Origin of the sequence: Actinoplanes sp. NPDC051470, assembly GCF_040682035.1 — a bacterium.
GTDB lineage: Bacteria > Actinomycetota > Actinomycetes > Mycobacteriales > Micromonosporaceae > Actinoplanes.
Genome location: NZ_JBFBAA010000002.1, coordinates 71,459 through 96,060 on the forward strand (window position 1 = coordinate 71,459; position 24,602 = coordinate 96,060).

The 24,602-nt window shown below is 71.0% G+C and carries 29 protein-coding genes; 16 read left to right on the forward strand and 13 right to left on the reverse strand.

What is annotated here, in order from left to right:
* Window positions 1–17 precede the first annotated feature (17 nt).
* Window positions 18–710 (reverse strand): DivIVA domain-containing protein, encoded by a 693-nt coding sequence (locus tag AB0M54_RS05405; RefSeq protein WP_364319843.1) that lies wholly within the window; start codon window positions 708–710, stop codon window positions 18–20.
* 301 nt (window positions 711–1,011) lie between these two features.
* Between AB0M54_RS05405 and AB0M54_RS05410 the strand changes: the two genes are divergently transcribed.
* Window positions 1,012–1,686, forward strand: coding sequence for a hypothetical protein (locus AB0M54_RS05410; protein ID WP_364469274.1), 675 nt, complete (start codon window positions 1,012–1,014; stop codon window positions 1,684–1,686).
* Here AB0M54_RS05410 and AB0M54_RS05415 read toward each other — a convergent pair.
* From AB0M54_RS05415 to AB0M54_RS05430, 4 genes are all read right to left on the reverse strand, one after another.
* The gene (locus tag AB0M54_RS05415; RefSeq protein WP_364469275.1) at window positions 1,683–2,918 is read right to left on the reverse strand and encodes an SGNH/GDSL hydrolase family protein; all 1,236 of its coding nucleotides are present in this window, start codon (window positions 2,916–2,918) and stop codon (window positions 1,683–1,685) included. The genes AB0M54_RS05410 and AB0M54_RS05415 overlap by 4 nt on opposite strands.
* 46 nt (window positions 2,919–2,964) lie before the next feature.
* On the reverse strand, window positions 2,965–4,479 hold the full coding sequence (locus AB0M54_RS05420; protein ID WP_364319848.1) for an alpha/beta hydrolase: 1,515 nt from the start codon (window positions 4,477–4,479) through the stop codon (window positions 2,965–2,967).
* A gap of 1 nt (window position 4,480) precedes the next feature.
* Window positions 4,481–4,795: a hypothetical protein gene (locus AB0M54_RS05425; RefSeq protein WP_364319850.1), complete on the reverse strand. Its 315-nt coding sequence runs from the start codon at window positions 4,793–4,795 to the stop codon at window positions 4,481–4,483.
* 162 nt (window positions 4,796–4,957) lie between these two features.
* Complete coding sequence (locus tag AB0M54_RS05430) at window positions 4,958–6,166, reverse strand: pyridoxal phosphate-dependent aminotransferase (protein WP_364319852.1); 1,209 nt, start codon at window positions 6,164–6,166, stop codon at window positions 4,958–4,960.
* A 53-nt stretch (window positions 6,167–6,219) separates the two neighbouring features.
* Here AB0M54_RS05430 and AB0M54_RS05435 point away from each other — a divergent pair, with 53 nt between their 5' ends.
* A complete protein-coding gene (locus AB0M54_RS05435; RefSeq protein WP_364469277.1) occupies window positions 6,220–7,326 on the forward strand; it encodes a HEAT repeat domain-containing protein in 1,107 nt (368 codons plus the stop codon).
* Window positions 7,323–8,804 carry a glycosyltransferase gene (locus AB0M54_RS05440; protein WP_364469281.1) on the forward strand — a complete coding sequence of 494 codons (1,482 nt, stop codon included), beginning with the start codon at window positions 7,323–7,325 and terminating at the stop codon, window positions 8,802–8,804. Before AB0M54_RS05435 ends, AB0M54_RS05440 begins: the two co-directional genes overlap by 4 nt.
* A 70-nt stretch (window positions 8,805–8,874) precedes the next feature.
* On the opposite strand, the gene AB0M54_RS05445 is transcribed toward AB0M54_RS05440, so the two are convergent.
* Together AB0M54_RS05445 and AB0M54_RS05450 are read right to left on the reverse strand one after the other, a co-directional pair.
* Entirely contained in the window at window positions 8,875–9,912 is a 1,038-nt protein-coding gene (locus AB0M54_RS05445) for a hypothetical protein (protein WP_364469283.1), read from the reverse strand.
* Between the two features lie 40 nt (window positions 9,913–9,952).
* On the reverse strand, window positions 9,953–10,594 hold the full coding sequence (locus tag AB0M54_RS05450; RefSeq protein WP_364319864.1) for a DUF3159 domain-containing protein: 642 nt from the start codon (window positions 10,592–10,594) through the stop codon (window positions 9,953–9,955).
* A 180-nt stretch (window positions 10,595–10,774) separates the two neighbouring features.
* On the opposite strand from AB0M54_RS05450, the gene AB0M54_RS05455 reads away from it, so the two are divergent.
* The 5 genes from AB0M54_RS05455 to AB0M54_RS05475 all read left to right on the forward strand — a co-directional run bounded on the left by AB0M54_RS05455 (window position 10,775) and on the right by AB0M54_RS05475 (window position 15,142).
* A complete protein-coding gene (locus tag AB0M54_RS05455; RefSeq protein WP_364319866.1) occupies window positions 10,775–12,022 on the forward strand; it encodes an NRAMP family divalent metal transporter in 1,248 nt (415 codons plus the stop codon).
* Between the two features lie 70 nt (window positions 12,023–12,092).
* Entirely contained in the window at window positions 12,093–12,848 is a 756-nt protein-coding gene (locus tag AB0M54_RS05460) for a 5-oxoprolinase subunit PxpA (protein WP_364319868.1), read from the forward strand.
* Window positions 12,845–13,603 carry a putative hydro-lyase gene (locus AB0M54_RS05465; protein WP_364469285.1) on the forward strand — a complete coding sequence of 253 codons (759 nt, stop codon included), beginning with the start codon at window positions 12,845–12,847 and terminating at the stop codon, window positions 13,601–13,603. Before AB0M54_RS05460 ends, AB0M54_RS05465 begins: the two co-directional genes overlap by 4 nt.
* On the forward strand, window positions 13,600–14,217 hold the full coding sequence (locus AB0M54_RS05470; RefSeq protein ID WP_364469287.1) for an allophanate hydrolase subunit 1: 618 nt from the start codon (window positions 13,600–13,602) through the stop codon (window positions 14,215–14,217). Before AB0M54_RS05465 ends, AB0M54_RS05470 begins: the two co-directional genes overlap by 4 nt.
* A 1-nt stretch (window position 14,218) precedes the next feature.
* Window positions 14,219–15,142 (forward strand): biotin-dependent carboxyltransferase family protein, encoded by a 924-nt coding sequence (locus AB0M54_RS05475; protein WP_364319873.1) that lies wholly within the window; start codon window positions 14,219–14,221, stop codon window positions 15,140–15,142.
* Between the two features lie 141 nt (window positions 15,143–15,283).
* Here the strand turns inward: AB0M54_RS05475 and AB0M54_RS05480 are convergent, their stop codons facing one another.
* Window positions 15,284–15,928, reverse strand: coding sequence for a class I SAM-dependent methyltransferase (locus AB0M54_RS05480; RefSeq protein WP_364319874.1), 645 nt, complete (start codon window positions 15,926–15,928; stop codon window positions 15,284–15,286).
* A 119-nt stretch (window positions 15,929–16,047) separates the two neighbouring features.
* On the opposite strand from AB0M54_RS05480, the gene AB0M54_RS05485 reads away from it, so the two are divergent.
* The gene (locus AB0M54_RS05485) at window positions 16,048–16,404 is read left to right on the forward strand and encodes a VOC family protein (protein ID WP_364469289.1); all 357 of its coding nucleotides are present in this window, start codon (window positions 16,048–16,050) and stop codon (window positions 16,402–16,404) included.
* A 64-nt stretch (window positions 16,405–16,468) separates the two neighbouring features.
* Here AB0M54_RS05485 and AB0M54_RS05490 read toward each other — a convergent pair whose 3' ends face one another.
* Window positions 16,469–16,966 (reverse strand): NUDIX domain-containing protein, encoded by a 498-nt coding sequence (locus AB0M54_RS05490; protein ID WP_364319877.1) that lies wholly within the window; start codon window positions 16,964–16,966, stop codon window positions 16,469–16,471.
* A gap of 236 nt (window positions 16,967–17,202) precedes the next feature.
* Here AB0M54_RS05490 and AB0M54_RS05495 point away from each other — a divergent pair, with 236 nt between their 5' ends.
* From AB0M54_RS05495 to AB0M54_RS05510, 4 genes are all read left to right on the forward strand, one after another.
* Entirely contained in the window at window positions 17,203–17,979 is a 777-nt protein-coding gene (locus tag AB0M54_RS05495) for an SAM-dependent methyltransferase (RefSeq protein WP_364469291.1), read from the forward strand.
* A gap of 14 nt (window positions 17,980–17,993) precedes the next feature.
* A complete protein-coding gene (locus AB0M54_RS05500; RefSeq protein ID WP_364469293.1) occupies window positions 17,994–18,557 on the forward strand; it encodes a nuclease in 564 nt (187 codons plus the stop codon).
* A gap of 138 nt (window positions 18,558–18,695) precedes the next feature.
* Complete coding sequence (locus AB0M54_RS05505; RefSeq protein WP_364469295.1) at window positions 18,696–19,352, forward strand: hypothetical protein; 657 nt, start codon at window positions 18,696–18,698, stop codon at window positions 19,350–19,352.
* Between the two features lie 69 nt (window positions 19,353–19,421).
* Complete coding sequence (locus AB0M54_RS05510; RefSeq protein WP_364319885.1) at window positions 19,422–20,033, forward strand: HAD family phosphatase; 612 nt, start codon at window positions 19,422–19,424, stop codon at window positions 20,031–20,033.
* A 9-nt stretch (window positions 20,034–20,042) separates the two neighbouring features.
* Here AB0M54_RS05510 and AB0M54_RS05515 read toward each other — a convergent pair whose 3' ends face one another.
* Window positions 20,043–20,360: a helix-turn-helix transcriptional regulator gene (locus tag AB0M54_RS05515; RefSeq protein WP_364469678.1), complete on the reverse strand. Its 318-nt coding sequence runs from the start codon at window positions 20,358–20,360 to the stop codon at window positions 20,043–20,045.
* Window positions 20,242–20,940, reverse strand: a complete 699-nt coding sequence (locus AB0M54_RS05520) for a hypothetical protein (protein WP_364469297.1) — start codon at window positions 20,938–20,940, stop codon at window positions 20,242–20,244. Before AB0M54_RS05520 ends, AB0M54_RS05515 begins: the two co-directional genes overlap by 119 nt.
* Window positions 20,941–20,943: 3 nt before the next feature.
* Between AB0M54_RS05520 and AB0M54_RS05525 the strand changes: the two genes are divergently transcribed.
* Complete coding sequence (locus AB0M54_RS05525; RefSeq protein ID WP_364319889.1) at window positions 20,944–21,288, forward strand: hypothetical protein; 345 nt, start codon at window positions 20,944–20,946, stop codon at window positions 21,286–21,288.
* Window positions 21,285–21,932: a GntR family transcriptional regulator gene (locus tag AB0M54_RS05530; protein ID WP_364469299.1), complete on the forward strand. Its 648-nt coding sequence runs from the start codon at window positions 21,285–21,287 to the stop codon at window positions 21,930–21,932. The genes AB0M54_RS05525 and AB0M54_RS05530 overlap by 4 nt, the downstream gene beginning before the upstream one ends.
* Before the next feature lie 3 nt (window positions 21,933–21,935).
* Here the strand turns inward: AB0M54_RS05530 and mltG are convergent, their stop codons facing one another.
* Window positions 21,936–23,072: an endolytic transglycosylase MltG gene (gene mltG / locus AB0M54_RS05535; protein ID WP_364320479.1), complete on the reverse strand. Its 1,137-nt coding sequence runs from the start codon at window positions 23,070–23,072 to the stop codon at window positions 21,936–21,938.
* 85 nt (window positions 23,073–23,157) lie between these two features.
* On the opposite strand from mltG, the gene AB0M54_RS05540 reads away from it, so the two are divergent.
* A complete protein-coding gene (locus AB0M54_RS05540; protein ID WP_364469301.1) occupies window positions 23,158–23,763 on the forward strand; it encodes a hypothetical protein in 606 nt (201 codons plus the stop codon).
* Here AB0M54_RS05540 and AB0M54_RS05545 read toward each other — a convergent pair.
* Window positions 23,729–24,544, reverse strand: coding sequence for an SAM-dependent methyltransferase (locus AB0M54_RS05545; protein WP_364469303.1), 816 nt, complete (start codon window positions 24,542–24,544; stop codon window positions 23,729–23,731). The genes AB0M54_RS05540 and AB0M54_RS05545 overlap by 35 nt on opposite strands.
* Window positions 24,545–24,602: the final 58 nt, after the last annotated feature.

A 24,602-nucleotide genomic window follows, 5' to 3' on the forward strand; every position in this document is an offset into this window, starting at 1 on the left:
TACTTTGCAGCCGTCGGTCAGCTCGGGTCGGCGTCGGGCGTGCCGTCGAGCAGCTTCTCCTGCAGGGCCAGGTGGTTCTGGAGGGCGGCGTGATAGCCCGCGGCCAGCCGGGTCAGGTCGTCGATCTCGTGCAGCAGGGCGGTGCGGGCGCCCTGGGTGCCGGCGACCGCTTCGCCGTGTTGCCGGCGGGCGTCGCTCTCGATCCGCAGCACCGACGCCCGCGCGTCGGTGACCGTGCGGTCGGCCTGCTCGCGCGCGGAGGCGATCAGCGCGTTCGACTCGTCCTCGGCCTCGCGCAGGTGGGTCTGGGCCGTGGTCTCGGCCATGGCCAGAACCCGGTCGGTGTTCTTCGTCACTGGCGCGCTCGGGGGCGCGGCCGAGGCGGCCCGGCGGGCGGCGTCGAGCCGGGCCTGCACCTCGCGGGCCTCGCGCTCGGCCCGGTCGCGGGCCTCGGCCGCGCGCCTCAGTTCGGCGTTGAGGGCGGCGAGGTCGGGGCGGGGCGAGGGGGGCGACGGGTGGCTGGGCTCGACCGTCTGGCCGGCCCGCCGTCGCAGCTCCTCGTTCAGCTCGAGCAGGGCGATCATCTCTTCGGAGACCTCGTCCAGCAGGGCGTCGACCTCTTCTTCGTGGTAGCCGCGCTTGCCCAGCGGCGACTTGCCGAAGACGGTGTTGTGAATGTCGGCGGGGGTGAGCGGCACGTTGCTCCTCATCAGAATCCGGTGGCGGGCCCGTCGCACGACGCCGACCGGCTCATCGCCCGTCGGCGTGGGCCGGCCGACGATCGATCTGGTCGAACTGTACGCCCTTCGCGCTTCAGGCATGGGTGCCGATGGCTGTGGCGGCGCGCTCACAGACTGGCGTCAACCCGGCCACGGAGACCACAGATGGCCTGGTGGAACCGGTTCAGGAGAGGGTGCCGCGCTTCCTCGCCGGCCGGTTCACGCCGCCGGCCGGTTGCCGGTTCCGGCCACGGGTCGCCGAATCGGCCGGCGTCGTTCCTAGGATCGCTCCATGCGTACCCCTCTGACGGTTTGCCTGCTTCTGGTCATGGTGGCGGCCGGTTGTGGCTCGGGGAAGACCGAGTTCGTGCCGGTGGAGTTCGGGACCGCACGGCCGGGCGGGGAGAAGATCGCGGTCGCGAAGGCCGAGGTGATCCCCGCGTCGCAGTGGCCGAGCGCGTGCAAGCTGCTGACCGACGGCGAGATCACGGCGCTGCTGCCGCAGGCCACGAAGATCACGCGCAGCCCGCGGCCGGTGAAGATCATCTCGATCCTGCAGAAGGACCAGAACTCGACGGCGGCCGAGGGGGAGTGCTCGTACAAGTTCTGGCTGAAGGGCGCGTCGATCGAGGAGGCGACGTCCAGCATCATCATCAGCATCCGGGCCATGGGCGACCCGGCGCTGATCAAGGCGCACTACGAGAAGCACCTGGCCGACGACCGGAAACGCACCGACCAGGCCAAGGCCGAGGACCACGGCGACCGGCTCGGCGCCGAGGCCTGCTACGGCTGGGTCGACTCGCTGTCCACGCTGGTCTGCCGCCAGGGACCGCTGATGTTCGAGATCCGCGGCATGGGCTCCGGCGCCTTCGCCGGCGTCCCGTCCGGCCTCACGGCCGAGGCCATCCATTGGCGTGGCAAGGCGCAGGGCCCGGTCGCCCAGTTGATCGCGGCCAAGGTTCCCTAGCCGGTCACGATGGCGATGTCGTCGACGTAGCCGCGGAAGAGGCCGGTGTTGCGGGGCTGGTCGTAGCCGATCCGGATCTGGTCGACCACGCCGCCGGCCAGCGGGTTCAGGCGGACCTGGACCTGGTTCCACTGGTTGGGGACCAGGTGGTTGCCCTCGCCCTGGAACTGCGGGTGGGCGCGGGTGCCGTACTGGTCGACGGCGCCCGAGTCGCGGAGGCTGCGGCCGTCGGTCAGGGACAGGTCGACGGCCACCGAGGTCGCGTTCGCGCTCTGCGGGTAGATCCAATAGGTGAGCGTGGACGCGGCCTCCAGCGGGAGGTGCACGTCGAGGACGCGGTTGTAGGAGTAGGACTGGGTGGCGCTGGTGTCGTTGCCCGAGAACATCAGCGCGTACGTGTCGCTGTGGGCCGTCTCCTGCCGGCGGCCGGACTCCATGGTGGTCAGGCCGCAGCAGTAGCCGCCCACGTTCAGTGATCCCTGAACGGTGTCGGTCCAGGTGATCGGCGCCTCGAAGGCGGTCCGGAGGAGCGGCCACGATCGGCCGGCGCCCAGCGCCGGGCGCAGGGCGGCGTACCAGATGGTGGCGAGCTTCTGGTAGCCCGCGTCGGTCGGGTGGATGCCGTCGCCGCTGATGTCGTCGATGGTCAGCGAGCCGTTCAGGTCGGCCAGCCAGACCCGGTGGCCGGCCGCCGTCTCGTCCCGGGCGATCGCCGGCAGCTGGGCGTTGAAGGCCTGCGCCTCGGCGTTGTTGCCGGCGTCCCGGGACGGCACCAGCGTCGAGAAGACCACGGCGATGCCAGGGCGGGCGGACACGATGCGCTGGATCAGGGAGCGCATGCGGGCGGGCGCGTTGGGCAGGTCGTAGTTCTGGATCGTGTCGTTGGTGCCGACGTTGATCAGCACCACGTCGGGCTGGTAGGTGGCCAGCCAGCCGTCGACGGCGGCCGCGACCTGGTCGATCCGCCAGCCGGGGTGCCCCTCGTTGTCCTTGTCGGCCATCGTGCCGGACTGCTGCGACCCGACGTAGTCGATCGCCACACCGGCGCCGGCCAGGTGCTGACGCAGGCCCTCGCGATAGCCGTTGCCGTCGCTGGACGCGGTGCCCCAGGTGATCGAGGCGCCCAGCGGCATCACCCTGATGGGGTCGGCGGCGGCCGCGGAGGGCGCGGCGAGCCCGGCGGCGACGAGGACAGTGCTGATCAGACCGCGGAGCATGAGGTCCCCTGACATCGATGTCAGACCATCAAACCGCAAGACAATGATGTACGTCAATGTCTCAGATGATCAGACCGCCCAGCCGTCGCAGCGACGCCGTGCCCTCGTCGAAATAGGCGTTGTGTTCGTCATCGCGGTTCCCGTTGTCGTCGTGCAAGATCTGGGCGCCCCACGACTCCAGCGGGTCAGCCGGGTCGGCGCCGTGATCTCCGCCAAAGGTTTGCGCCGCCGGCCCCTGGATCCAGTCGTCGGGCGAGGTGATGGCATAGACGTGCTGCCCCTCGTAGCCCTCGCGCACGCCGTCGAGATTCAGCTCCGAGACGTGATCGACCGGGATGCCGGGGCTGGCCACCAGCACCAGGTCGTCGGCATTTAGGCCGTCGCCGTGCGCGGCGATCCCGGCCACCACGGTGCCATAGCTGTGAGCGATCACCGTCTGGTGCGCGGCGGCGCCGTTGTGCGTGGCGCGCAACCCGTCCTGGAACCGGTCGAGGGCGGGCGCGGCCGCCTCGGCGGGTGCCGCCCAGATGGCTCCGTCGATGGTCGGCGTGTCGTAGCCCACCCAGGCGATGACTGACGTCTGCGCCGCCACGGCCGGGTCCGCGGAGACCTCGCCGGCGGCGGCCCGCAGCCGCTCGGCCCGGCCGATCTCGCCGTCGATCGTGCCGAGGCGGGTGTCCACGCCGGGCACGACCGTGCTGACGTTGACCGCGTTGTCCGGGTTGCCGATCGCGACAATCGCCTGGCCCCGGCCGCTGGTGTCCAGTCCAAGCAGCAGTCGCTCGCCGCCGGGGTTCTCACGCAGGAGCTTGAGTCCGTCGATGCGCTCCTGGAGATCATGGATTTCCCGGGGATCGCCGTCCCGGCGCAGGGGCGGCGTGTCCCGCACTTCGTCGAGCCGCGTCTGGAGGGCGCCGATCTCCCGGTCGAGTACCGACCGGTTTGTTTCATCGCGCACCGCGGCCGGGATGCCGTCCAGGTTGCGGATGGCGTCCGGGTTCTCGCGCTTCAGCGCGTCCTGGGTGGCGTCCGGCTGGGTCTGCCACCAGGCGCGGATGTCACCGGGGGCGGCGCCGGGCGGCGGCAGCTCGGCCCGGCCCAGCGGCGCGCCCGCCGAGCCGGTGATCTGCTCCGCGCCTCCCTGCATGAGGCGGTCGACCTCGCCGGCGACCGCGGTGACGAACGCCGCGCGCCGGGCCGGCAGCTCGCCCTGATAGAGCAGCTCGTTGCGTTCCATCAGGTTCTTGATCGCGAGCTTGACCGAGGAGACCGTCGAGGCGTACGCGTCGGCCCGCCGCCCCAGCTCGACCATCTCCGAGCCGGTCCGGCCCACCGTGCCCAGGTGCCCGCCGGCCCGGGTCAGATAGGCCTTCCCCACGTCGTCGATCCAGCTCTGCTCCACCTCGGCGAGCGAGAAGCCGGCGGTACGGATGAACGCGTCGCCCTGCCCGCGCCAGGTGGCCGACAGCTCCCGCATCGCGTCCTCGTCGGCCTGCGGCCAGGCCGGTCGCCGGTCGGCCTGCATCTCGGCCACGACCTGCGGCCAGAGGTCGCCGCCGGGCTGCGCGACGGGCATGTCAGGCCTCGTCGATGATGACGCGGGCCAGGGTGTCGCGGGCGAAGTCCTCCGCCCCGGTGTACATCCGGACGCACTCGACGCCGACCTCCCCGTCCTTCCGGACCTCGCCCGGCGTCTGGTCGGCGATCGACCTGATCAGATCTCGGTCGGTCTCGTAGATGGCCTTGAAGGCGTCGGCCAGCACGTCGTTGCCGATCGCGCGCTCGGCCGTGCCGACCGCCGCGCGGCCGGTCTGCCAGCCGGTCCCCAGGTCGTCACCGGCCACCGCGAGCCGGTGGGCGAGCGGCTCGACCACGTCCGTCCACATGTCCATCCGCCCACGATGCCGCCCGTGGCCGGCCCGGCGGGCACGGTGGCAGCAACCGGCCTCACCGCCAGACGCGGGTGCCGATCAGCGGGAACGGGGCGGTCGTCTCGGCCAGGGCGGCGCGCGTGCCGAGGGACGTGCCGACGACCAGGGCGACGTCGCCACGGGTCACTGGTGGTAGCCGGACAGGAAGCGGGCCAGCCGGTCGATGGCGTCGTCGAGCACGTCCACCGGGGCCAGGAACACGACCCGGAGGTGGTCGGTGGTCGGGAAGTTGAAGCCGGTGCCGTGCGAGAGCAGCAGGTGTTCCTGCTCCAGCAGATCGATGATCATCCGCTCGTCGTCGCGGATCTTGTGCATCTCGGGGTCGAGGCGGGCGAACAGGTACAGCGCGCCGCCCGGCTTGGTGCAGGTGACGCCGGGGATGTCGGTGAGTTTGCGCCAGGCGTGATCGCGCTGCTCGTACAGCCGGCCCCCGGGTTTGATCAACTCGACGATGCTCTGGTAGCCGCCCAGGGCGGTCTGCACCGCGTGCTGCGCCGGGACGTTGGGGCAGAGGCGCATGTTGGCCAGGAGCTGCAGGCCCTCCAGGTATTCCTCGGACCGCGCCTTGGGGCCGGAGACCGCCAGCCAGCCCGAGCGGAGACCGGCCGCGCGGTACGTCTTCGACAGCCCGCTCATCGTGAGCACGAGCAGGTCGGGGGCCAGGGCCGCGGCACACTCGTGCACCGCGCCGTCGAACAGGATCTTGTCGTAGATCTCGTCGGAGAGCACCAGCAGGTCGTGCTTGCGGGCGATGTCGAGCAGCCCGAGCAGGATGTCGCGCGAGTAGACGGCCCCGGTCGGGTTGTTCGGGTTGATGATCACCAGGGCGCGGGTCTTCGGCGTGATCGAGGCCGCGACGTGGGCCAGGTCGGGCTCCCAGTCGCGTTCCTCGTCGCAGCGGTAGTGCACGGCCCGGCCGCCGCAGAGCGACACGGCGCCGGTCCACAGCGGATAGTCGGGGCTCGGCACCAGCACCTCGTCGCCGGTGTTCAGCAGACCCTGGAGGCTCATCACGATCAGCTCGGAGACGCCGTTGCCGAGGAACACGTCGTCCGGCTGCACGTCGCGGACGCCGAGCGTCTGGTAGTACTGCGCCACGGCGACCCGGGCCGAGTAGATGCCGCGGGCGTCGCTGTAGCCCTGGGCGTCGCGCAGGTTGTGCACCACGTCGGTCATGATCGGCTCGGGCGTGTTCAGGCCCCACGGCGCCGGGTTGCCGATGTTGAGCTTGAGCAGCCGGTGCCCGGCGTTCTCGAGCTCCTGGGCTCGGCGCAGCACCGGACCGCGGATGTCGTACCGGACGTTCTTCAGCCTGCTCGCCTGCTCCACCATGACCTCAGCCTAAAGCCCGTCCCGACCGCCACATAACGGGTAATTTGCTCCTTATGCTACGGATCTTCACGATCATCATCGTGGTGCTGGCGGCCATCGTCGTGGTCACCGCCGTGGCGATCGTCGCGGTCCGGGTGCTGCGCCAGGTCCGCCGCCGCCGGCAGGCCACCCTGGCCGCCGGGCCGCGCCGGGAACTGCTGGCCTTCGTCGCGGACAACGGCGAGCAGGGCAGCCACGGCCTGGTCGCCATCCCCGAGGACGCCTGGAAGGCCGCCGAGCCCGGCGCCCTCAGCCTGCTCGGCAAGCTGCGCGGCGAGGCCCACCTGGCGCTCGTCTCGGTCTTTCTGCGCCGCGGCACCGCCCGCCGCGCCCTCTACGACCTGCGCTCCCGCAGCCGGGTCAAGCGCGCCCGGGCGGCCCAGGTGCTCGGCGACCTGGAGCTGCGCCAGGCCGTGCCGGAGCTGTGCCGGCTGCTCACCGACCGGCACGCGGAAGTGCGCGTGGTGGCCGTGCGGGCGCTCGGCCGGATCGGCGACCCGGCCGCGGCCTGGCGGATCATCGCCAGCCTGGACCAGTCCGACCCGGTGGCGTCCCTGCTGGCCACCCACACCCTGGTGCAACTCGGCCCCGAGGCGGAGGTCACCCTCTCGGCCGCGCTCGATCACCCCGAGGCCCGGGTACGTGCGGTCTGCCTCGAAGCCCTGGGACTGCTGGGCGCCACCGGGGCCCTGGACCGGGTCGCCCGGGTGCTGTGCGAGGACAGCGTGCTCGACGTACGCGTAGCGGCCGCCACCAATCTCGGCCGGCTCGGCACCCGCGGCGCCGTGGAACCGCTGACCGAGGCCCTGACCCCGGCCCGGCCCACCGCTCTGCGCGCCGCGGCCGCCCGCGCGCTCGGCGACCTGGGCGCGCCCTCCGCCGTGGAGGCGCTGGTGAGCATGATCGACGACGAGCACTACCGGGTGGCGCACGAGGCCGCCCACGCGCTGCGCCGGCTCGGGCCACGCGGCCTGCGAGCGCTGCGGGAGGTGCTGGAACTCGACGACGCCGAGGACCGAGGGCGGCACGCCCAGCCTTCATCGGCGGCCGCGCATGCCCGGGAGGCGCTGGCCATGGCTTCGTTGACGGCTTCCTTGGAAGAGCCGGTGGCCGTCGGATGAGCGTCGAACTCGTCCGGCCGATCCTGCACGCCACCGACTGGGCGATCTTCGCCTACTTCGTCGCCCTCAACTCCAGCTACCTGGTGCTGATCCTGCTGGCCGGGCTGGAGTTCGGGCGGCACCTGCGGCGGCTGCCGTTCGCCGGGCAGGACGACATGTTCCGGTCGCCGCTCACGCTGCCGGTCTCGGTGATCGTGCCGGCCTACAACGAGGGCCCCGGGATCGTGGCCGCGGTCCAGGCGATGACCGCGCTGCGCTACCCGAAGTACGAGGTCGTGGTGGTCGACGACGGCTCGGCCGACAACACCTTCGAGCAGCTGCGGGACCACTTCGACCTGGTCGAGATCCCGCGCGTGGTGCCCGGCGAGGTCCCGTACACCAGCCAGGTCCTGTCGGTGCACGCGGCCCGGGCCAATCCGGAGACCCTGACCGTCGTCCGGAAGACCAACGGCGGCAAGTCCGACGCCCTCAACGTGGGCATCAACCTGGCCCGGCACCCGCTGGTCTGCATGGTCGACGCCGACTCGGTCCTCGACCCCGACGCGCTGCTGTCGGTGGCCAAGCCGTTCGGCGACGACCCGCTGCGGGTGGCGGCGTGCGGCGGCGTGGTGCGGATCGCCAACGGCTGCAAGGTGGTCGGCGGCCGGGTGGTCGACGTCCGGATGCCGCGCACCTGGCTGGTCCGGGTGCAGGTCGTCGAATACCTGCGGGCGTTCCTGATGGGCCGCACGGGCTGGTCACGCCTGGGCGGCCTGGTCGTCATCTCCGGCGCCTTCGGCATCTTCCGGCGCGACCTGGTGGTCAAGATCGGCGGAATGGCCCACGACACCGTCGGCGAGGACGCCGAGCTGGTCGTACGCCTGCACCACTACCTGCGCGAACGCGGCGAGGACTACCGGGTCATCTTCGTGGCCGAGCCGGTCAGCTGGAGCGAGGCCCCCAGCAGCCTCCGCGTCCTCGGCCACCAGCGCCGCCGCTGGCACCGGGGCATCGCCGAGATCCTCAGCAAACACCGCCGCATGGTCCTCAACCCCCGCTACGGCCGCATCGGGCTGCTCGCCCTGCCCTACTACGTGGCCTTCGAGCTGGCCGCCCCGTTCATCGAACTCGCGGCCCTGGTGCTCGTGCCGCTGGGGCTCTGGGCAGACGCCATCAACCTGGACTTCGCGTGGCGGTTCGCGCTTGTCGCCTACGGCTACGGATTGTTGATCAGCCTGGTGTCGCTGTTCATCGACGAGGTGTCGTTCCATCGTTATCCACGATGGACGGACCTGCTGCGCGGCGTGCTCGCGGCGATTATCGAGAACTTCGGCTATCGCCAGATCCTCGCGCTGTGGCAGGTGTCGGGGGCGGCCCACGCGTGGCGCGGCCGCCCGGCCGTCTGGGGGGTCATGCAACGCGAGGGCTTCGACACGGTCCCGGCCGATTCCGCCGAACTCGTCGGAGCCGGCTCGTCCCGTCCCGGAGATGGTGTATAGCCGGCAGGACATACGGGGGTCCTCGCCAATTTGGCCGGGGCCCCCAATCTTTTCCCCGGTGCGCAAGCGATCACCTGCGCGGTTCGAGGATGTCGACCACTCTCAAGTCGGTCTCGTCACCGACCAGGTCGAGACCGTTCTCGGCGCGAGCGGCCAGGTCGAGCGGGGCGAGGCTCTCGACGAGGGCGGCGTGAGTGATGCGGTCGAGCCCGGCGCCCACCAGCGGAACAGCGGTGCGCAGCGTGGCCTCCAAGGCGACGCCCTGGGTGGAACCGCCATGCAACACGATGTTGCGTGCCCGATAGAGGCGCCGCATCGTGATCCGCAGGACAGTGCCCGCGCTCGTGAGTTCGGTCCGGGGATCGGTGACGACCCGGCGCATCCGATGTATAGCCGCGACATCGGCGTCACGCCGAAAGCCGCCGGGCCGGTTCCAGGGCGATTCCGGCTTTGAGGGCCTCTTCGACGGCGAATGCTCGGTCCCGGTTCGTCGAGCAGGTCGCCAGTCTCTCGGCCAGCGCATCGGGCTTCGAAGGTTGATGGCGGCCGGCCTGATGCCGTTCCGGTTCGCTCTCATGAACGATGACCGCGCGACCATGTCCTCGACGAACTCGCGTGCTTGAGAGGCGGCGCTGAACGGGTCCCGAGCAGTCACCCGATAGAGGAATCCGCCCCCGGCCCGGACGCCGCTGACCGGATGGCCGCGCTGTCTGAGCCAGGCCATGACCTCGCGGTCGGAGATCCACGCGTCGTGCTGTTCGGCCAGTTCTCGCTCAGGCACACTGTCCAGTGCGGCCAGAACGGTGAAGACCCGCGGTTGAGCCGAGTCGAGCGCCACCGCGCTGTCGAGGACGTCCGCCGCGCTTGCGCGTTGGCGGGTGAGTTGCTTGATCCAAGCCCTCAGATGGTTGGCGTCGTAGCCGAGGTCGAGCAGGTGCGCCGCGACGACCCGAGCCAGCCGCTCCGGCTTCGGCCGGTTCACTTCCGGGCGTGCGGCTGCGGCGGCCCAGCGGAGCAGGTAACCACCCCGAGCGTGATCGACGATGTCTCGCAAGCGGCGATGGCCGGCGCTCAGGTCGGGGAGCGGATTGCTCAGTAGCGAGGTCACCGTGGCACGCAGTCGCTCTGACTAGCCATTGTCCAATGGGTCAGTGGACGGCGTTCTCGGGGATCTGGGGGTGGCGGAGGCCGGGGTGCCCGGCGGGGAGGCTGCGGCGGATCACCCACCAGCTCACGGCGATCACCGCGGCGACCAGGGGCCAGGTCAGGGCGATCTGGGCGACACCCAGGGCGACGACCTGGCCGGCCGCGTACAGGGGCAGGAAGACGGCCAGGCGCACCACGTATTGCAGGACCCAGACCCAACTGCCTTTCTGGTACGCCGTGAGCAGCGCCGGGTCGCGGCGCCAGCTGGTGCGCTGGCCCAGGACGCCGCCCACGACGAGGCCCAGGAGGGGCCAGCGGATGACGATGCTGACTGCCCAGGCCAGGGCGCTGGCGCCGTTGGTGAGGAGGCGGATCAGGAAGAAGTCTTCGGCTCGGCCGGTTCGCAGGGCGACCAGGGCGGCCACGCAGACGCCCAGGAGGCCGATGAGGACGGCGCCGGGCCGGTCGCCGCGGCGCAGGCGCCAGGCGGCCATGGCCAGGGCCACCAGGACCGCGGCGGCGGAGCCCCAGGCTATCGAGTGGCCGGTGGCCAGCCAGCCGGCCAGGAAGCCGGCGACCGGCGCGCTGGCGTCCAGGGCCGCGCGGCGGCCGCCCAGCAGATCCGACAGCGACTCGTCCGCCACCCGACACCCCCCAATGAGTTAGGTAAGCCTAACCGCTTCAGTCCTTTTTGGGGGTGGTGGCGGGGCTGGGGGCGGCGGGTGTGCCACATGCGGAAAATTGTTCAACAACTCTTTCCAGATCGTTGAACAATCTCTACCGTCAAGGGATCGACGGATACCCCCAGTGGTCAGGAGCACACCATGCCACCTGAGTCATCCGCACCGGCCGCCATCACGGCGGAGTCCAGCCCCAAAGCCCGCCGTACCGCCCTGATCGGGGCGATCTTCCTGATGGCCACCAGCGCCATCGGGCCGGGCTTCATCACCCAGACGACCACCTTCACGGTCGCGCTCGGCGCGGCGTTCGCCTTCGGCATCCTGATGTCGGTGCTGGTCGACTTCGTCGTCCAGATGAACATCTGGCGGATCGTCTCGGTCACCGGCAAACGGGCCCACGAGATCGCCAACGCCGTCGTCCCGGGAGCCGGACACCTGCTCGCCGTGCTGGTCATCCTCGGCGGGCTGGTCTTCAACATCGGCAACGTGGCCGGCACCGGGCTGGGCCTGAACGCGGCGATCGGGCTGGACCCGAAGATCGGCGGCGCGATCAGCGCGCTGATCGGCATCTCGCTGTTCGTCGTCAAGCGCGCGGGGCTGGCCATGGACCGGGTGCTCATCGTGCTCGGCCTGCTGATGATCGGGCTGACCCTGTACGTCGCCATCGTCTCGGGGCCGCCGGTCGGCGAGGCGCTCACCCAGACCGTCTGGCCGGACACCATCGACTTCGCCGCGATCACCACGATCATCGGGGGCACGGTCGGCGGCTACATCACCTACTCGGGAGCGCACCGGCTGCTCGACAGCGGCACCACCGGGCCCGAGCACCTGCGCGAGGTGACCCGCGGCGCGCTGACCGGCATCGCGGTCACGGGGCTGATGCGCTTCCTGCTCTTCCTCGCCATCCTCGGCGTGGTCGCGGGCGGCGTCGCGCTGAACACCAAGGGCAACGCCACCGCGGACGCCTTCGAGTCGGCGGCCGGCCAGATCGGGCTGCGGGCGTTCGGCGTGGTGCTGTGGGCGGCCGCCATCACGTCGGTGATCGGCGCGGCGTACACCTCGGTCTCGTTCTTCGACGCTTTCTCCCGGCGCTTCACCGAGACGCGTACGCGGAACTGGACGACCGTCGCCTTCATCGTGGTCAGCACGATCATCTTCCTGCTGGTCGGCGCCGCGCCCGCCGCCCTGCTGGTGTTCGCCGGCGGATTCAACGGGCTGATCCTGCCGATCGGGTTCACGATCCTGCTGTACGCGGCCTGGCGGCGGCGCGAGCTCCTGGGCGGCTATCGCTATCCCGGGTGGCTGCTCGTCGCCGGAGCGGTGGTCGCCGCGTTGACCTGGTACATGGGCGTGGTCTCGGCGCAGAAGATCTTCGAGTACCTGGCGTCCTGACCGTTCACGACTTTTCTGGCGGCTCGGGCGGGTGCGGCAACACCCGTCCCGAGCCGCTCCGGAGGGAACCATGGATCTGAACGCGGACCTGGGCGAGGGCTTCGGCACCTGGCGGCTCGGCGACGACAACGCGCTGCTCGAGGTCGTGACCAGCGCCAACATCGCGTGCGGCTTCCACGCCGGCGACCCGCGGACCCTGCTGGCCACCTGCGAACGGGCGGTCACCCGGGGCGTCGCCATCGGCGCGCAGGTCGGCTACCGCGACCTGCCCGGCTTCGGGCGGCGGTTCATCGACTACGACCCGGCCGACCTGGTCGCCGACGTGCTCTACCAGCTGTCGGCGCTGGACGGGCTGGCCCGGGTGGCCGGGTCGCGGGTGCGCTACGTGAAACCGCACGGCGCGCTCTACAACGCGATCGTGTCGCACCAACGGCAGGCCGCGGCGGTGGTCGAGGCGATCAGCCGGTTCGACTCCCGGCTGCCCGTGCTCCACCTGCCCGGAACGGTGTTCAGCGACGTGGCCTCGGCCGCCGGGCTGCGGGTCGTCACCGAAGCCTTCGCCGACCGCGGCTACACGCCCGAGGGCACGCTGGTGTCCCGGCGCTCACCCGGCGCGCTGCTCGACGACCCGTCCGAGGTCGCCGCGCGGATGGTGCGGCTGGTCACGGCGGGCGAGCTGGTCGCCGTCGACGGCACGATCATCTCCGTACGCGCGGACTCCATCTGTGTGCACGGCGACACCCCCGGCGCGGTCACGATAGCCCGCGCCGTGGCGAAATCGCTGGCTGACGCAGGCGTACCCGTCAAGCCTTTCGTTCTGTCATGATCGCCGCGAAGCTCCGCTCCTCGTTCCGCGACGGCGTGGTCCGCCCCACCGCCGGGCTCGCGCCGGGTCTCGCCCAGGCCAACCTCATCGCCGTGCCGCGCGAATGGGCCTACGACATGCTGCTGTACGGGCAGCGCAACCCACGCCCCTGCCCCGTGCTCGACGTGACCTCGTCCTGGACCACCCCGCTGGCGCCCGGCGCCGACCTGCGCACCGACCTGCCGCTCTACCGCGTCTGGGAGGACGGGGCGCTCGTCGCGTCACCCTCCGACGTCACGCCCCACTGGCGGGACGATCTGGTGGCGTTCCTGATCGGATGCAGCTTCAGCTTCGAGGCGGCGCTGATCGCGGCCGGGATCGAGATGCGGCACATCGCCCTCGGGCGCAACGTGCCGATGTACCGGACCAACGTCGCCTGCCGCCCCGCCGGACGGCTGCACGGGGAGATGGTCGTGTCGATGCGACCCATCCCGGCCGGGCAGGTGGCGCTGGCCACGACGATCAGCGCGCGCTTCCCGGACGTGCACGGGGCGCCCGTACACATCGGAGACCCGGCCTCGCTCGGCATCACCGACCTGGACTCGCCCGACTTCGGCGACGCCGTCCCCGTCGCCTCCACCGAGGTGCCGGTCTTCTGGGCGTGCGGCGTCACCCCGCAGGTGGCGGTCATGGCCTCCGGCGTGCCCTACGCCATCACCCACGCGCCCGGACACATGCTGATCACCGACGTCCCCGACACGAGATACCAGGTATGAGCACACGTTTCCTGCGCTGCGGCCGCGAAGCCGTCCTGGCCGAAGTGGCCGACCTGTCCGCCGCCATGGCGCTGTACGCGACGCTGCGGGAGGCGGCGCCGCCCGGCGTGATCGACCTGGTACCGGCCGCCCGGACGGTGCTGATCCGGCTCGACCCCGCGGTGCTCGCACCCTCCGCGGTGCCCGGCCTGATCTCCACCCTGCCGACCCCCGAGCGCCCATCCGTCGACGTGGGCTCGGTGACCATTCCGGTGCGGTACGACGGAGAGGACCTGCTTGACGTCGCCACGCACGTGGGCGTACCGGCCGACGAGGTGGTGAAGATGCACACGGCGGGGGAGTGGACGGTCGCCTTCACCGGATTCGCGCCCGGGTTCGGCTACCTCATCGGGGGCGACCCGCGGCTGACCGTGCCACGGCGGTCGTCACCGCGTACCCGGATCCCGGCCGGCTCGGTCGCCCTCGCCGGACCGTACTCCGGGGTCTACCCCAACGAGAGCCCCGGCGGCTGGCAGCTGATCGGGCGGACGGAGCTGCGCATCTGGGACCTCGACCGCGACCCGCCGGCGCTGCTCACGCCCGGCGTGCGGGTCCGCTTCCAGGCGGTGACCTGACATGCGGATGACGGTGGTGAGGACCGGCCCCCGCGTCGTGGTGAAAGACCTCGGACGGCCCGGGCACGGCGCCCTCGGGGTGGCGCCGTCGGGGGCGGCCGACCGGGGGGCGCTGACACGGGCCAACGCGCTGGTGGGGAACCCGGGCTGGAGTGCCGGGCTGGAGTGCACGCTGGGCGGGCTGCGGGTGGTGTTCGACTTCGACGCCGTGGTGGCGCTGACCGGGAGTGATGCGTCGTTGCTGGTGGATGGGGCGGCGCATGCGTCCGAGCGGGTGGTGGAGGTGGCGGCCGGGAGTGTGGTGCAGGTGGGGATGCCGCGGCGGGGGGTGCGGTCCTATCTGGCCGTGCGGGGTGGCATTGACGTGGCGCCGGTGTTGGGGTCGCGGTCGACGGATGCGTCAGGGTTGGGGCCGGCGCGGCCGGCGGCTGGCGATGAGCTGCCGATCGGCGCCCCTCCACGCAGGGGGGTGGGTAGCGCTGATCGACGGCCCGCCGCCTCCCCCACCCCGGCACTGGGTGGGTCGGAATCTAGCCCGCCGGAACCGCTTTCCGGCCGGTCATCCACAGGTGACGACCATCTCATCCTCGAAGTGGATCTCGGGCCGCGCGACGACTGGTTCACCGACGACGCGGTGGCGACCTTCCTCGGTGAGACCTACACGGTCACGCCGGCGAGCGACACGGTCGGCCTCCGTCTCGACGGCCCGGCTCTCACCCGGAGCCGCACCGAGGAGCTGCCCAGCGAGGGGGTGGTCCGTGGTTCGGTCCAGGTGCCGCCGAACGGCCTGCCGATCATCTTCCAGGCCGACCATCCGGTGACCGGGGGGTATCCGGTGATCGCGGTGCTGACGCCGGCCGCCGCCGATCGGGCCGCCCAGCTGCGCCCGGGCCAGTCGGTCCGCTTCACGGAGGCGCCTGCGTGATCGGCCTTCAGCGCGCATCTGGTCAGAGGTCGTTGCTGGTCAGCGGGTTGAGGCGAGTGGCTTGCCGGTTGTCTCAGCCGGCCGAGGGCCCGCTCGATCAAGCGGGACACGGTCACGTCGTGCTCATCGATGAGCACAAACCTAAGCCTTGCGGAGCAGCAGGTAGCCCTGCGGGCAGGACTCGGACTCCTCAGGCGGCCGGCTGCCCTGGAACACCACGTCGAAGCCGGCGCCGACAGCCAGGTCGATCATCTCCTGGGCGGGCAGCCAGTACGAATCGAACTCGACCCCGAGACCGGCCGACCGCCCGCTGCGCCGGTGCCGGCCGTCGCCGTCCTTGAACGCGGCCACCAGATAGCCACCCGGCTTGACGACCCTCGCGAGCTCGGCGAACGCGGGCTTCCGGTCGGGTGGCGCCAGGAAGATCAGCGAGTACCAACACACCACACCAGCCAGCGAGGCCTCCGGGAACGGCAGGCCGCGCAGGTCGGCCACCTCGAACGGGAACGCCGGATGATCACGGCGAGCGACGTCGATCATGCCGGGAGAAAGGTCGACGCCGCGTGGCGAAAGGCCGCGCGACGCCAAGTACGGTTCAAGGCGACCGGTACCGCACCCGACGTCGGCCACCTCGGCGCCCAGACCTGCGCCCAGGGTGAGTTCACTGAAGAGGTCGAGGACCGCGCGTTCGACCGGCATCGAGTCCAAGAGGCCGGCCAGCCGCTCCGCGTACCAGTCGGCGAGCACATCATGGGCGTGGCGAAGTTCTTCGATCGGGGCCTCCACGGCCGGAGACCCTAGCGGTTACGCCGTGCCCCGGGCGATCTCGATGCGAGCCGGAGACGAGTCATGTCACTGCAGGATCGGGGAAGCGGTCGATCCCCCTCGCCAATATCGTTGCTGCTATGGCCGTCGCACGCATGCCTCTCATCGTCATCGACTGTCCCGATCCTGGTGTGCTGGCCAGGTTCTATGGCGCGATGCTGGATTGGACGGTCGACGTCTCCGCCGAGCGGGCTTCGGTCTGTGGTGGGGACGGCCGGTGCATCTCGTTTCATCGGGTCGTTGACTACGCGCCGCCGACGTGGCCGACCCAGGACCGGCCCCAGCAGATGCACCTCGACATGCTCGTCGACGATCTCGATGCGGCCGAGGCGGTCGTGATCGAGCTCGGTGCGACCAGGCATCCGGAGCAGCCCGATACCTCTTTCCGGATCTTCCTGGACCCCGCAGGTCACCCCTTCTGCCTCTGTTTGAGGTGATCCGGACAGGGCCAGTTCGGCGAGCCGACGCTGCGTCTGACCGTGATCGCACACCCGGAACCTGCTAGAGGCCGAGTTGGACCGGCCGGTCCGGCGTCCCCGTGGTGAGCAGTGCGGCCAGGGGTGTTGTCAGGTCGCGGGGCGAGAACAGCTCGGATCCCATGTATCCGGTGATCTCCGAGAGGTGCCACCACCGGAACCCGGCCAGGTTCTCCTGCGTGGCGAGTTGATCGTCGGTCAGCTCACCGCGGGGCTGGAAGTGGGTCGTGCGGACGAGGAAGTAGTCGTTGACGATGCCGGGGAGGCCCGGCGTGTGGTCGGCGGCCACGACCTGGTGCCAGACGTGGGGTGGATCGGCGCTGATCACCAGGCCGGTCTCCTCGCGCAGTTCACGGCGCAACGCCGTCAACCGGTCCTCGCCGGGTTCGATGCCGCCGCCCGGGGCCGACCACACGGCCGTCGCCTGCGCCGGCACCGCCGGATGAGGGAAGACGAACCGGCAGAGCAGGATCCGGTCGTCCTCGTCAAGGATGATCGCGCGGACGGCGCGGCGAAGCGTCATGGCGTGTCGGACGCGGCGACGAGGCGGGTGTTGATCGGCACGGCGGCAGAGTATCGACCGAGCGATGGCCACCGATGCTGCACCAGGAGCTGACCGAACGGGAGGAGAACAGTGACGCGGCGCGAGATGGGGCCTTTGTCGCTGGTGGAGCCTGGCGGCGGGTGCCGCTGGGAGAGGCTGGGAGGGAGTGCCTAGGATCTTTGTCCAACGGCCGCCTCATCGGAGGGCATTTCGTGATGAACGATCCCAAGATTGACGTAACCCGGCCGAGTAGCGCTCGGGTCTGGAACTACCTTCTGGACGGCAAGGACCACTTCGCCGTTGATCGGGAGGTTGGTGAGGCGCTGCGGGCGGCCAACCCGGGCATCGCGGCGGTCGCCCAGTCGCAGCGGAGGTTTCTCAGGCTGGCGGTCACGCTCCTCGCCGGTGAGGTGGGCGTCCGGCAGTTCCTGGACATCGGCACGGGGCTCCCGACGGCGGACAACACCCATGAGGTCGCGCAGCGGGTGGCGCCCGAGTCGCGGGTGGTTTATGTCGACAATGACCCGCTCGTGCTGGCGCACGCCCGGGCGTTGCTGACGAGTTCGGCCGAGGGCGTGACGGCGTACATCGACTCCAACGTGGAAGATCCAGAACGGATCTTGAGCGAGGCGGCCCGTACGCTCGACTTCAGCCGGCCCGTGGCGCTGACCATGATCGGCATCCTGGGCAACGTCGCCGACTACGCCGAGGCCCGCGCGATCGTCGACCGGCTGCTCGCCGCGGTGCCGTCGGGCAGCTACCTGGCGATCAGCGACGGGACGAGCACCAGCGCGCAGAGCGTGGAGAGCCAGCGGGTCGCCAAGCAGAGCGGCCACCCGTACAACCTGCGTACGCCCGAGGAGATCGCCGGCTACTTCGATGGGCTGGAGCTGCTGGAGCCGGGCCTGGTGCCGACGTCGCGGTGGCGTCCGGAGCCGGGAACCGATCCGGCCGCGCTCGACGTGTACTGCGCGGTGGGCCGCAAGCCCTGAGGAAAGGCACATTCATGCCCGGTACGCCGGAATCTGTCACGTACCTCATCGTCGATGGGGAGAACATTGACGCCACCCTGGGCAACAGTGTTCTCGATCGCCGGCCGGCCCCGGCTGAGCGGCCGCGGTGGGAGCGCCTGCGTGAGTTCGCGCAGGAAACGTGGCAGCAGCCGGTCAAGGGTCTGTTCTTCCTGAACGCCTCGGGCGGCGGGCTGCCGATGCCTTTTGTGCGCGCGCTGCTGAGCATGGGGTACCGGCCGATCCCGCTGGCCGGTTCGTCGGATCAGAAGGTGGTGGACATCGGCATCCAGCGCACCCTGGAGGCCATTTCCCGGCGCGCCGGGAACGTGCTGCTGGCCAGCCACGACGGCGATTTCCTGCCGCAGATCGATCAGCTGCTCGGCGGTGACCGTCAGGTCGGCGTCGTCGGTTTCAAGGAGTTCCTGAACTCGGGTTTCACCGACCTGGCGGGCCTGCAGATCTTCGACATCGAGGAGGACGCGGGCTGTTTCACCAGCGTCCTTCCCCGGGTCCGGATCATCGATCTCGACAGCTTCGACCCGGAACGCTTCCTCTAGGCGAGGGCCTATGCCATTCCCACGACGAGGGGTTCTAGGGCGATGGGTCGCGGTCGTGGGCGCCCGGCACTGTATTCGATCATCGATACGGAACGGCCGGCCGGTGTGATCATCGTGTTCGTCGGGTAGAGGGCGGGAGTGGAACTGGGACCGGGTGAGCCGGCGGCCGGCCCGTGGCGAGTCGAGCGGCTCGACGACTTCGCTCGGTCGCTGGCCGCGGCGGCCGACCCGGTCGGGCGGCTGCGGATCGTTGCGGTGGACGGGCGCGGCGGGAGCGGCAAGACCGTGCTGGCCGATCGGCTGGCTCGGGAGTTCGCGCCGGCCGCGGTAGTGCACTCCGACGACGTGGCCTGGGCGCATTCGCGGTTCGGCTGGGACGACCTGATGATCGCCGGGATCCTGGAGCCGCTGCACGCCGGTGAGGCGGTCAGCTATCGGCCGCCGGCGTGGATCCGGGACGGCCGGGAGGGCTCCATCGACGTCGACCCGGGGGCGTTGACCGTGATCATCGAGGGTGTGGGGGTGTCCCGGCGGTCGCTCGCGCCCTACCTGGACGTGGCGATCTGGGTGCAGTCCGACTACGTCGAGGCCAAGCGTCGCGGGGTGCGCCGCGACATGGCCGACCTGGGTCGTGACCCGGAGGAGGCGGATCGCCTCTGGGACGAGTGGGAGGCCGAGGAAGCGCCGTTCCTCGAGGCCGATCAGCCGTGGCTCCGCGCCGGCGTCATCGTCGGCACGGCCTCGTGGGCGGCGCCACACGACCCGGCGACCGAGGTGTCGGTCGCCCGGGGTTGACGCTGGCCAGGCGATTCACTCAATTCAAGTCCCTCGATCGGGGGCTTTTCACGTCCTACTCTGTGCTGCATGCGGGGGCCGCGAGCGGTGCTCTTCGACCTGGACGGGACGTTGCACGACAGCGACCCGGTCTGGCGGGTCGCCTTGCTCGCCCTCGCCGATCGGCACGAGGTGGTTGCCGCGGCGGACGCCTTCGAGGGTCTGGCCGGTTTGAGTACGCCCGAAGCGGTCGCCCTCGTGCACGGCCGCCTCGGCCTCGTCGGCGGCGATGTCCCGGCCGACGTCCGGTGGCTCGAGACGCGCGTCTCCCGCGTCCTGCTCGAACGCGCCGGCTGGTACCCCGGCGCCCTCGACCTGGTGCGCGCCGTGCGGGCCCAGGGTGTCCCGACCGCCCTGGTCACGAGCAGCAGCCGGATCCTCGTCGACAGCCTGCTCACCGGCCCGGCCGCCGACCTCTTCGACACCGTGGTCACCGAGAACGACGTCGTGAACGTCAAACCCGACCCGGAGCCCTACCTGCTCGCCGCCGCCCGCCTCGGCCTGAACATCGCCGACTGCGTGGCCGTCGAGGACTCCCCGGCCGGCCTGGCCAGCGCGACGGCCGCCGGCTGCCAGGTCCTCGACATCGGCCGGGTGGCCGACCGCAGCGCCCTCGACCCGGCCTTCCTCGGCCTCGGGTGACACCACGCCCTACGAGATCTCGGGGCGGTCGCGGAGCTGGCGGCGGGACGTGATGGTCAGCTTGCGGAAGATGTTGCGCAGGTGGGCGTCGACCGTGCGAGGGCTGATGAACAGGCTGTGGGCGTACCCGACGCCGTGGTTCGTTCTTCCAGCAGAGAGAGGGCAGCCGAAGCCTCGGACGGGGCGCCGCAGCGGACGGCCGCCTCGATCAGCTCGGGCAGGGCGGCGCCGGCCAGGAACAGTTCGCCCCGGTCGACGGCCGCGCGGGCGGCGGCCAGCGCCGGCGGATAGTCGCCGCGGTCGCGGCGGGCACGTCGACGTCCAGATCGTGTACGGCCGGCCACAGCAGCCGGGGATCGCCGGTCGGATCGGCGCCGGCCACGGTCAGCAGCAGCCACGCCCCGGCCGGCAGCCGGGCCAGCCGGTTGCGGAAGCTGTTCTCGATCCGGGCCGTCATCGGGGCCGGTGGGCCGAAACCGCCGGCCGACGGCAGCTCCAGCAGGGCGAGCGGGTTGCCGCGGGCCTCGGCGACGATCCGGTCGCGCACCTGCTCGTCGAGCGTCCGGTGGCGGTCGGCGAGCACGGCTCGGGCGTCGGTGTCGGCCAGCCCGTCGACCTCCAGCCCGGGCAGTTCGGCCAGCACACCCGGCCCGGACGATGGCGCGGCGGTGGAAAGGGGCGGCGTTCGGGCGGCGAACAGGAGAGCGATCGGCTCGGCCGACAGGCGGCGGGCCACGAAGGTCAGCGTCCGGGTCGACGCCGCGTCGAGCCACTGGGCGTCGTCGACCAGGCCGAGCAGCGGCTGGTCGCGCGCGGCGGTGGTCAGCAGCTCCAGCGTCGCCAGCCCGGTCCGCAGCAGGTCGGGGGCAGAACCAAGAGCAAGATCGCCCGGCAGGGGTACGCACATCTGGTGCAGACCGGCGTACGGCAGCTCGGCTTCGAACTCCGCACCGGACGCGTCGAGCACCCGGAACCCGGAAGCGGCTTTCCGGGCGCGATCGCCACGATCGGCGCTTTTGTGCAGGGCCTGCGGATCACGAGTGAGGTGTCCGACGAACGCCTTCTGACCGAGGCGTGGCGGACGCTGGCGATCACGGTCTTCGCCGTGCTGGTGATCGGCAAGCCGGACGCCATGCGGCACGTGATCGCCGACGGACCGCTGGTGCTGGCCACGGGGATCGCCTACCTGCTGTGTCGCGGGTGGCTGGCCTGGAAGCCTTCGGCGCGCGGGGAACTGGTTGACTTGACCGCGTGACCACTGCACCAGACAGGGCGGAGACCGGGGCGGCCCGTGCGGTCGCCCGGCTCCGTGACCGGATGACCGCGGGGGAGCTGGCCCCGGGCACGCCGCTGCCGGAGAGCTTCTGGACCGTCGAGCTCGAGGTGTCGCGCAACACGCTGCGCGAGGCCTTCTCGACGCTGATCGAGGAGGGGCTGCTGGTGCGCTATCCGCACCGGGGCGTGTTCGTCGCCACGCTCAGCCCGGCGCAGATCGCGGACATCTATCGGGTCCGGGTGCTGCTGGAGTGCACCGCGCTCAGGCAGGCGCCGACCGATCCGCCGCGGGCCGGGGCGTTGCGCGCGGCCGTGGACGAGGCGCTGGCCGCCGCCGAGGCCGGCGAGTGGCGGGCCGTCGGCACGGCCAACATGCACTTCCACGAGCAGATCGTCGCGCTGGCCGGCAGCCCGCGGCTGGACGGCTGGATGCGCCAGCTCACCGCCGAGCTGCGGCTGGCCTTCGCCGCGGCGCCCGACTACGAGGCGCTGCACCGGCCGTTCGTGCCGATGAACGACGAGATCACCCGGGTCTACGAGGACGGCGACGCCCTGGTCGCGGCCGACCTCCTGCGCGACTACCTGCTCACCTCGGAACGGGTCGTCCTCGGCGTACTGCCGTAGGCCTCAGAGACCGCCGTTCTTGCGGGCTTTCTCCTTGTTCTTCTCGTGCTCGGCGTCGGTCACCGCGAACGCCGAGTGGCCGTCCTTCTCGATGGCCACGAAGAACAGCCAGTCGCCCTTGGGCGGGTCCATCGCGCCCTGCAACGCGACCAGGCCGGGGTTGTTGATCGGCGTCGGGGTCAGGCCGGGCTTGCCGTGCAGCCGGTACGGGTTCTTCGGGTCGCGCAGCTCTTCGCGGGTCATCTTCCCGGACGGCTTCGTCGGCCGGCCGGTGAGCTGGTAGTAGTAGTTGATCCCGACGTCGAACTCGAGGCAGTTGCACGGGAAGTCGCCGTACAGCCGGTTGTAGGCGACCCGCGCGATCTTGCCGGTGTCGTCGTCGTTGCCCGACTCGGCCTGGGCGAGCGAGGCGACGATCAGCGCCTCGTACGGGCTGATCTTGCGCTCCTTGGGCACCCGCTCGCTGAACTTCAGCTTCTTGTCCTGCGCCAGGAAGTGCTTGACCATCTCGCTGAGCATCTGCTTCGCGGTCAGGCCTTCCTTGAACTCGTAGGTGTCCGGGAACAGGAAGCCCTCGATCGAGCGGGACTGCCTCTGACCGTCCTCACGCTCGAACCACGATTTGGGTACGCCGAGCGCCAGCGGATCTTTCCCGGCGGCGACGAAGTCGCCCTCGGGCACCTTGGTCGCCTTGGCCAGGGTGGCGTACACCTGCCTGGCGGTCTTGCCCTCCTCGATCGTGACGCCGCCGCGGACCCGGGACTTCGGATCGAGCAGCAGGGCCACCGCGGCCTCGCCGGACATCTGTTTGCGCAGGTTGAACGAGCCGGCCTGGATCTGCTGGCCGCGGGGGTTCTGCGCGGCGGCCCGGGTGAACGCCTCGACGCTCTTGACCACATCTTCGTCGCGCAGGACCACGCCGATGTCGGTGCCGGTGGAGTCTTCCGGGATGTTCACGCGGATGGCGCCGGTGCCGGCGCCGCTGTAGTCGGCGACGCTGAACCGGTCGTACAGGACGTAACCGCCGGCGCCGGTCAGACCGAGCAGGATGACAACCAGAGACCAGCTCGTCACCGCGATGCGCGCACGCTCACCGCGTCGAACGTGACGGGATCGGTACTTCTCGTCACCCACAGAGATGCCTCTCGTCGACGGTCAGAGGCGCAGCGTACGCATGCCTGTCGATGGGCGCGCCAGCAGGTTTACCTAATCTACACTCATCGATATGTTGCCACTGGTTGTCGCGCTGACCGTCGCGTTGAGTGCCCCCTGTCCCGCCCCCGACCACACGGCCCCGACCCGGCCCGGCCCGCTGCTGATCGACGTCTCGTCGGGCGGGGTGGTGCTGCGGTGGGCGCCGTCGACCGACGACCGCGGGCCGATCCACTACCAGGTGTACGAGCGGGACCGGCTGGTCACCACGGTCACCGAGCCCGGCTACCAGTACTCGGCCTTCCCGCCGCCGCCGGGCATCTTCATCTTCGCCGTACGCACGATCGACGAGGCCGGCAACGTGTCGGCGGCGGCCTACCAGAGCCTCGGCCGGATCTGGCGTGGCGACGAGGTGCCACCCGCGCCGACCGACCTGCGGCTGGCCTCGGGGGTGCTCTCCTGGACGGCGCCGGCCCTGCCGCCGGGCGGCTTCGTGCCGCCGGTGGCCGGTTACGAGGTGCTGCTCGACGGGCGGGTCGCCGGCCGGCTGGGCGGCACGAGCTTCGTGCTCGACGAGCGGGCGCGCGTCTACGGCGTACGCGCGATCAACGCCGTCGATCGGCTCTCGCCGGTCACCGAGCTGGTCACGGCTTCCGGCCGACCGCCGTCCAGAGGTTGATGTCCGAGCGCACCGGCACCGTGTCGCCCTCGTCGGGGCGCCACTCGCTGGCCGGCACCACGCCCGGCTCGACCAGCTCCAGGCCCTCGAACAGGTCGGCGAACTCGTCGAACGGGCGGGTCCAGACGTCGGACTTGCCGTCGCGGACCAGCTGTTCGTAGAGGGCCTGCTGCTCGGGGGTGCCGAAGTCGGAGGTGGCGTGCGTGGCGACCAGGTGACTGCCGGGCGGCAGGGCGTCCAGCAGCGTACGCACGATCGGCTTGGCCGCGCCCTTTCCGTGGATGAAGTGCAGGACGGCGATCAGCATCAGCCCGACCGGCTGTGTCATGTCCAGGGTGCCGCGCAGCTGCGGGTCGTCCAAGATCGACTGCGGGTCGTTCAGGTCGGCCTGGATGTAGGCCGTACGCCCGGCCGGCGTGCTCGTCAGCAACGCCCGCGCGTGGACCATGACCAGCGGGTCGTTGTCCACATAGACGACCCGGCTCTCGGGCGTCACCCGCTGGGCGACCTCATGGGTGTTGTCGGCGGTCGGCAGGCCGGTGCCGATGTCGAGGAACTGCCGGATGCCGGCCTCGGCCGCCAGGAACTGCGTCGCCCGGCGCAGCAGCGCCCGGTTGGCCAGCGCGCCCAGCCGCACCTTGGGGAACAGCCGCTGCAGCTCGTCACCGGAAGCCCGGTCGGCCGCGAAGTTGTCCTTGCCGCCGAGCCAGTAGTTGTACCGCCGAGCGGGGTGCGCCACGCTGGCGTCGATCCCCGCGGCTCCCGCCACTCTGTCGTCCACGCCGGAACGATAGCCCGACAACGATCCCCGCCGCGACCGGCCCGGACGCGTCGCTGAT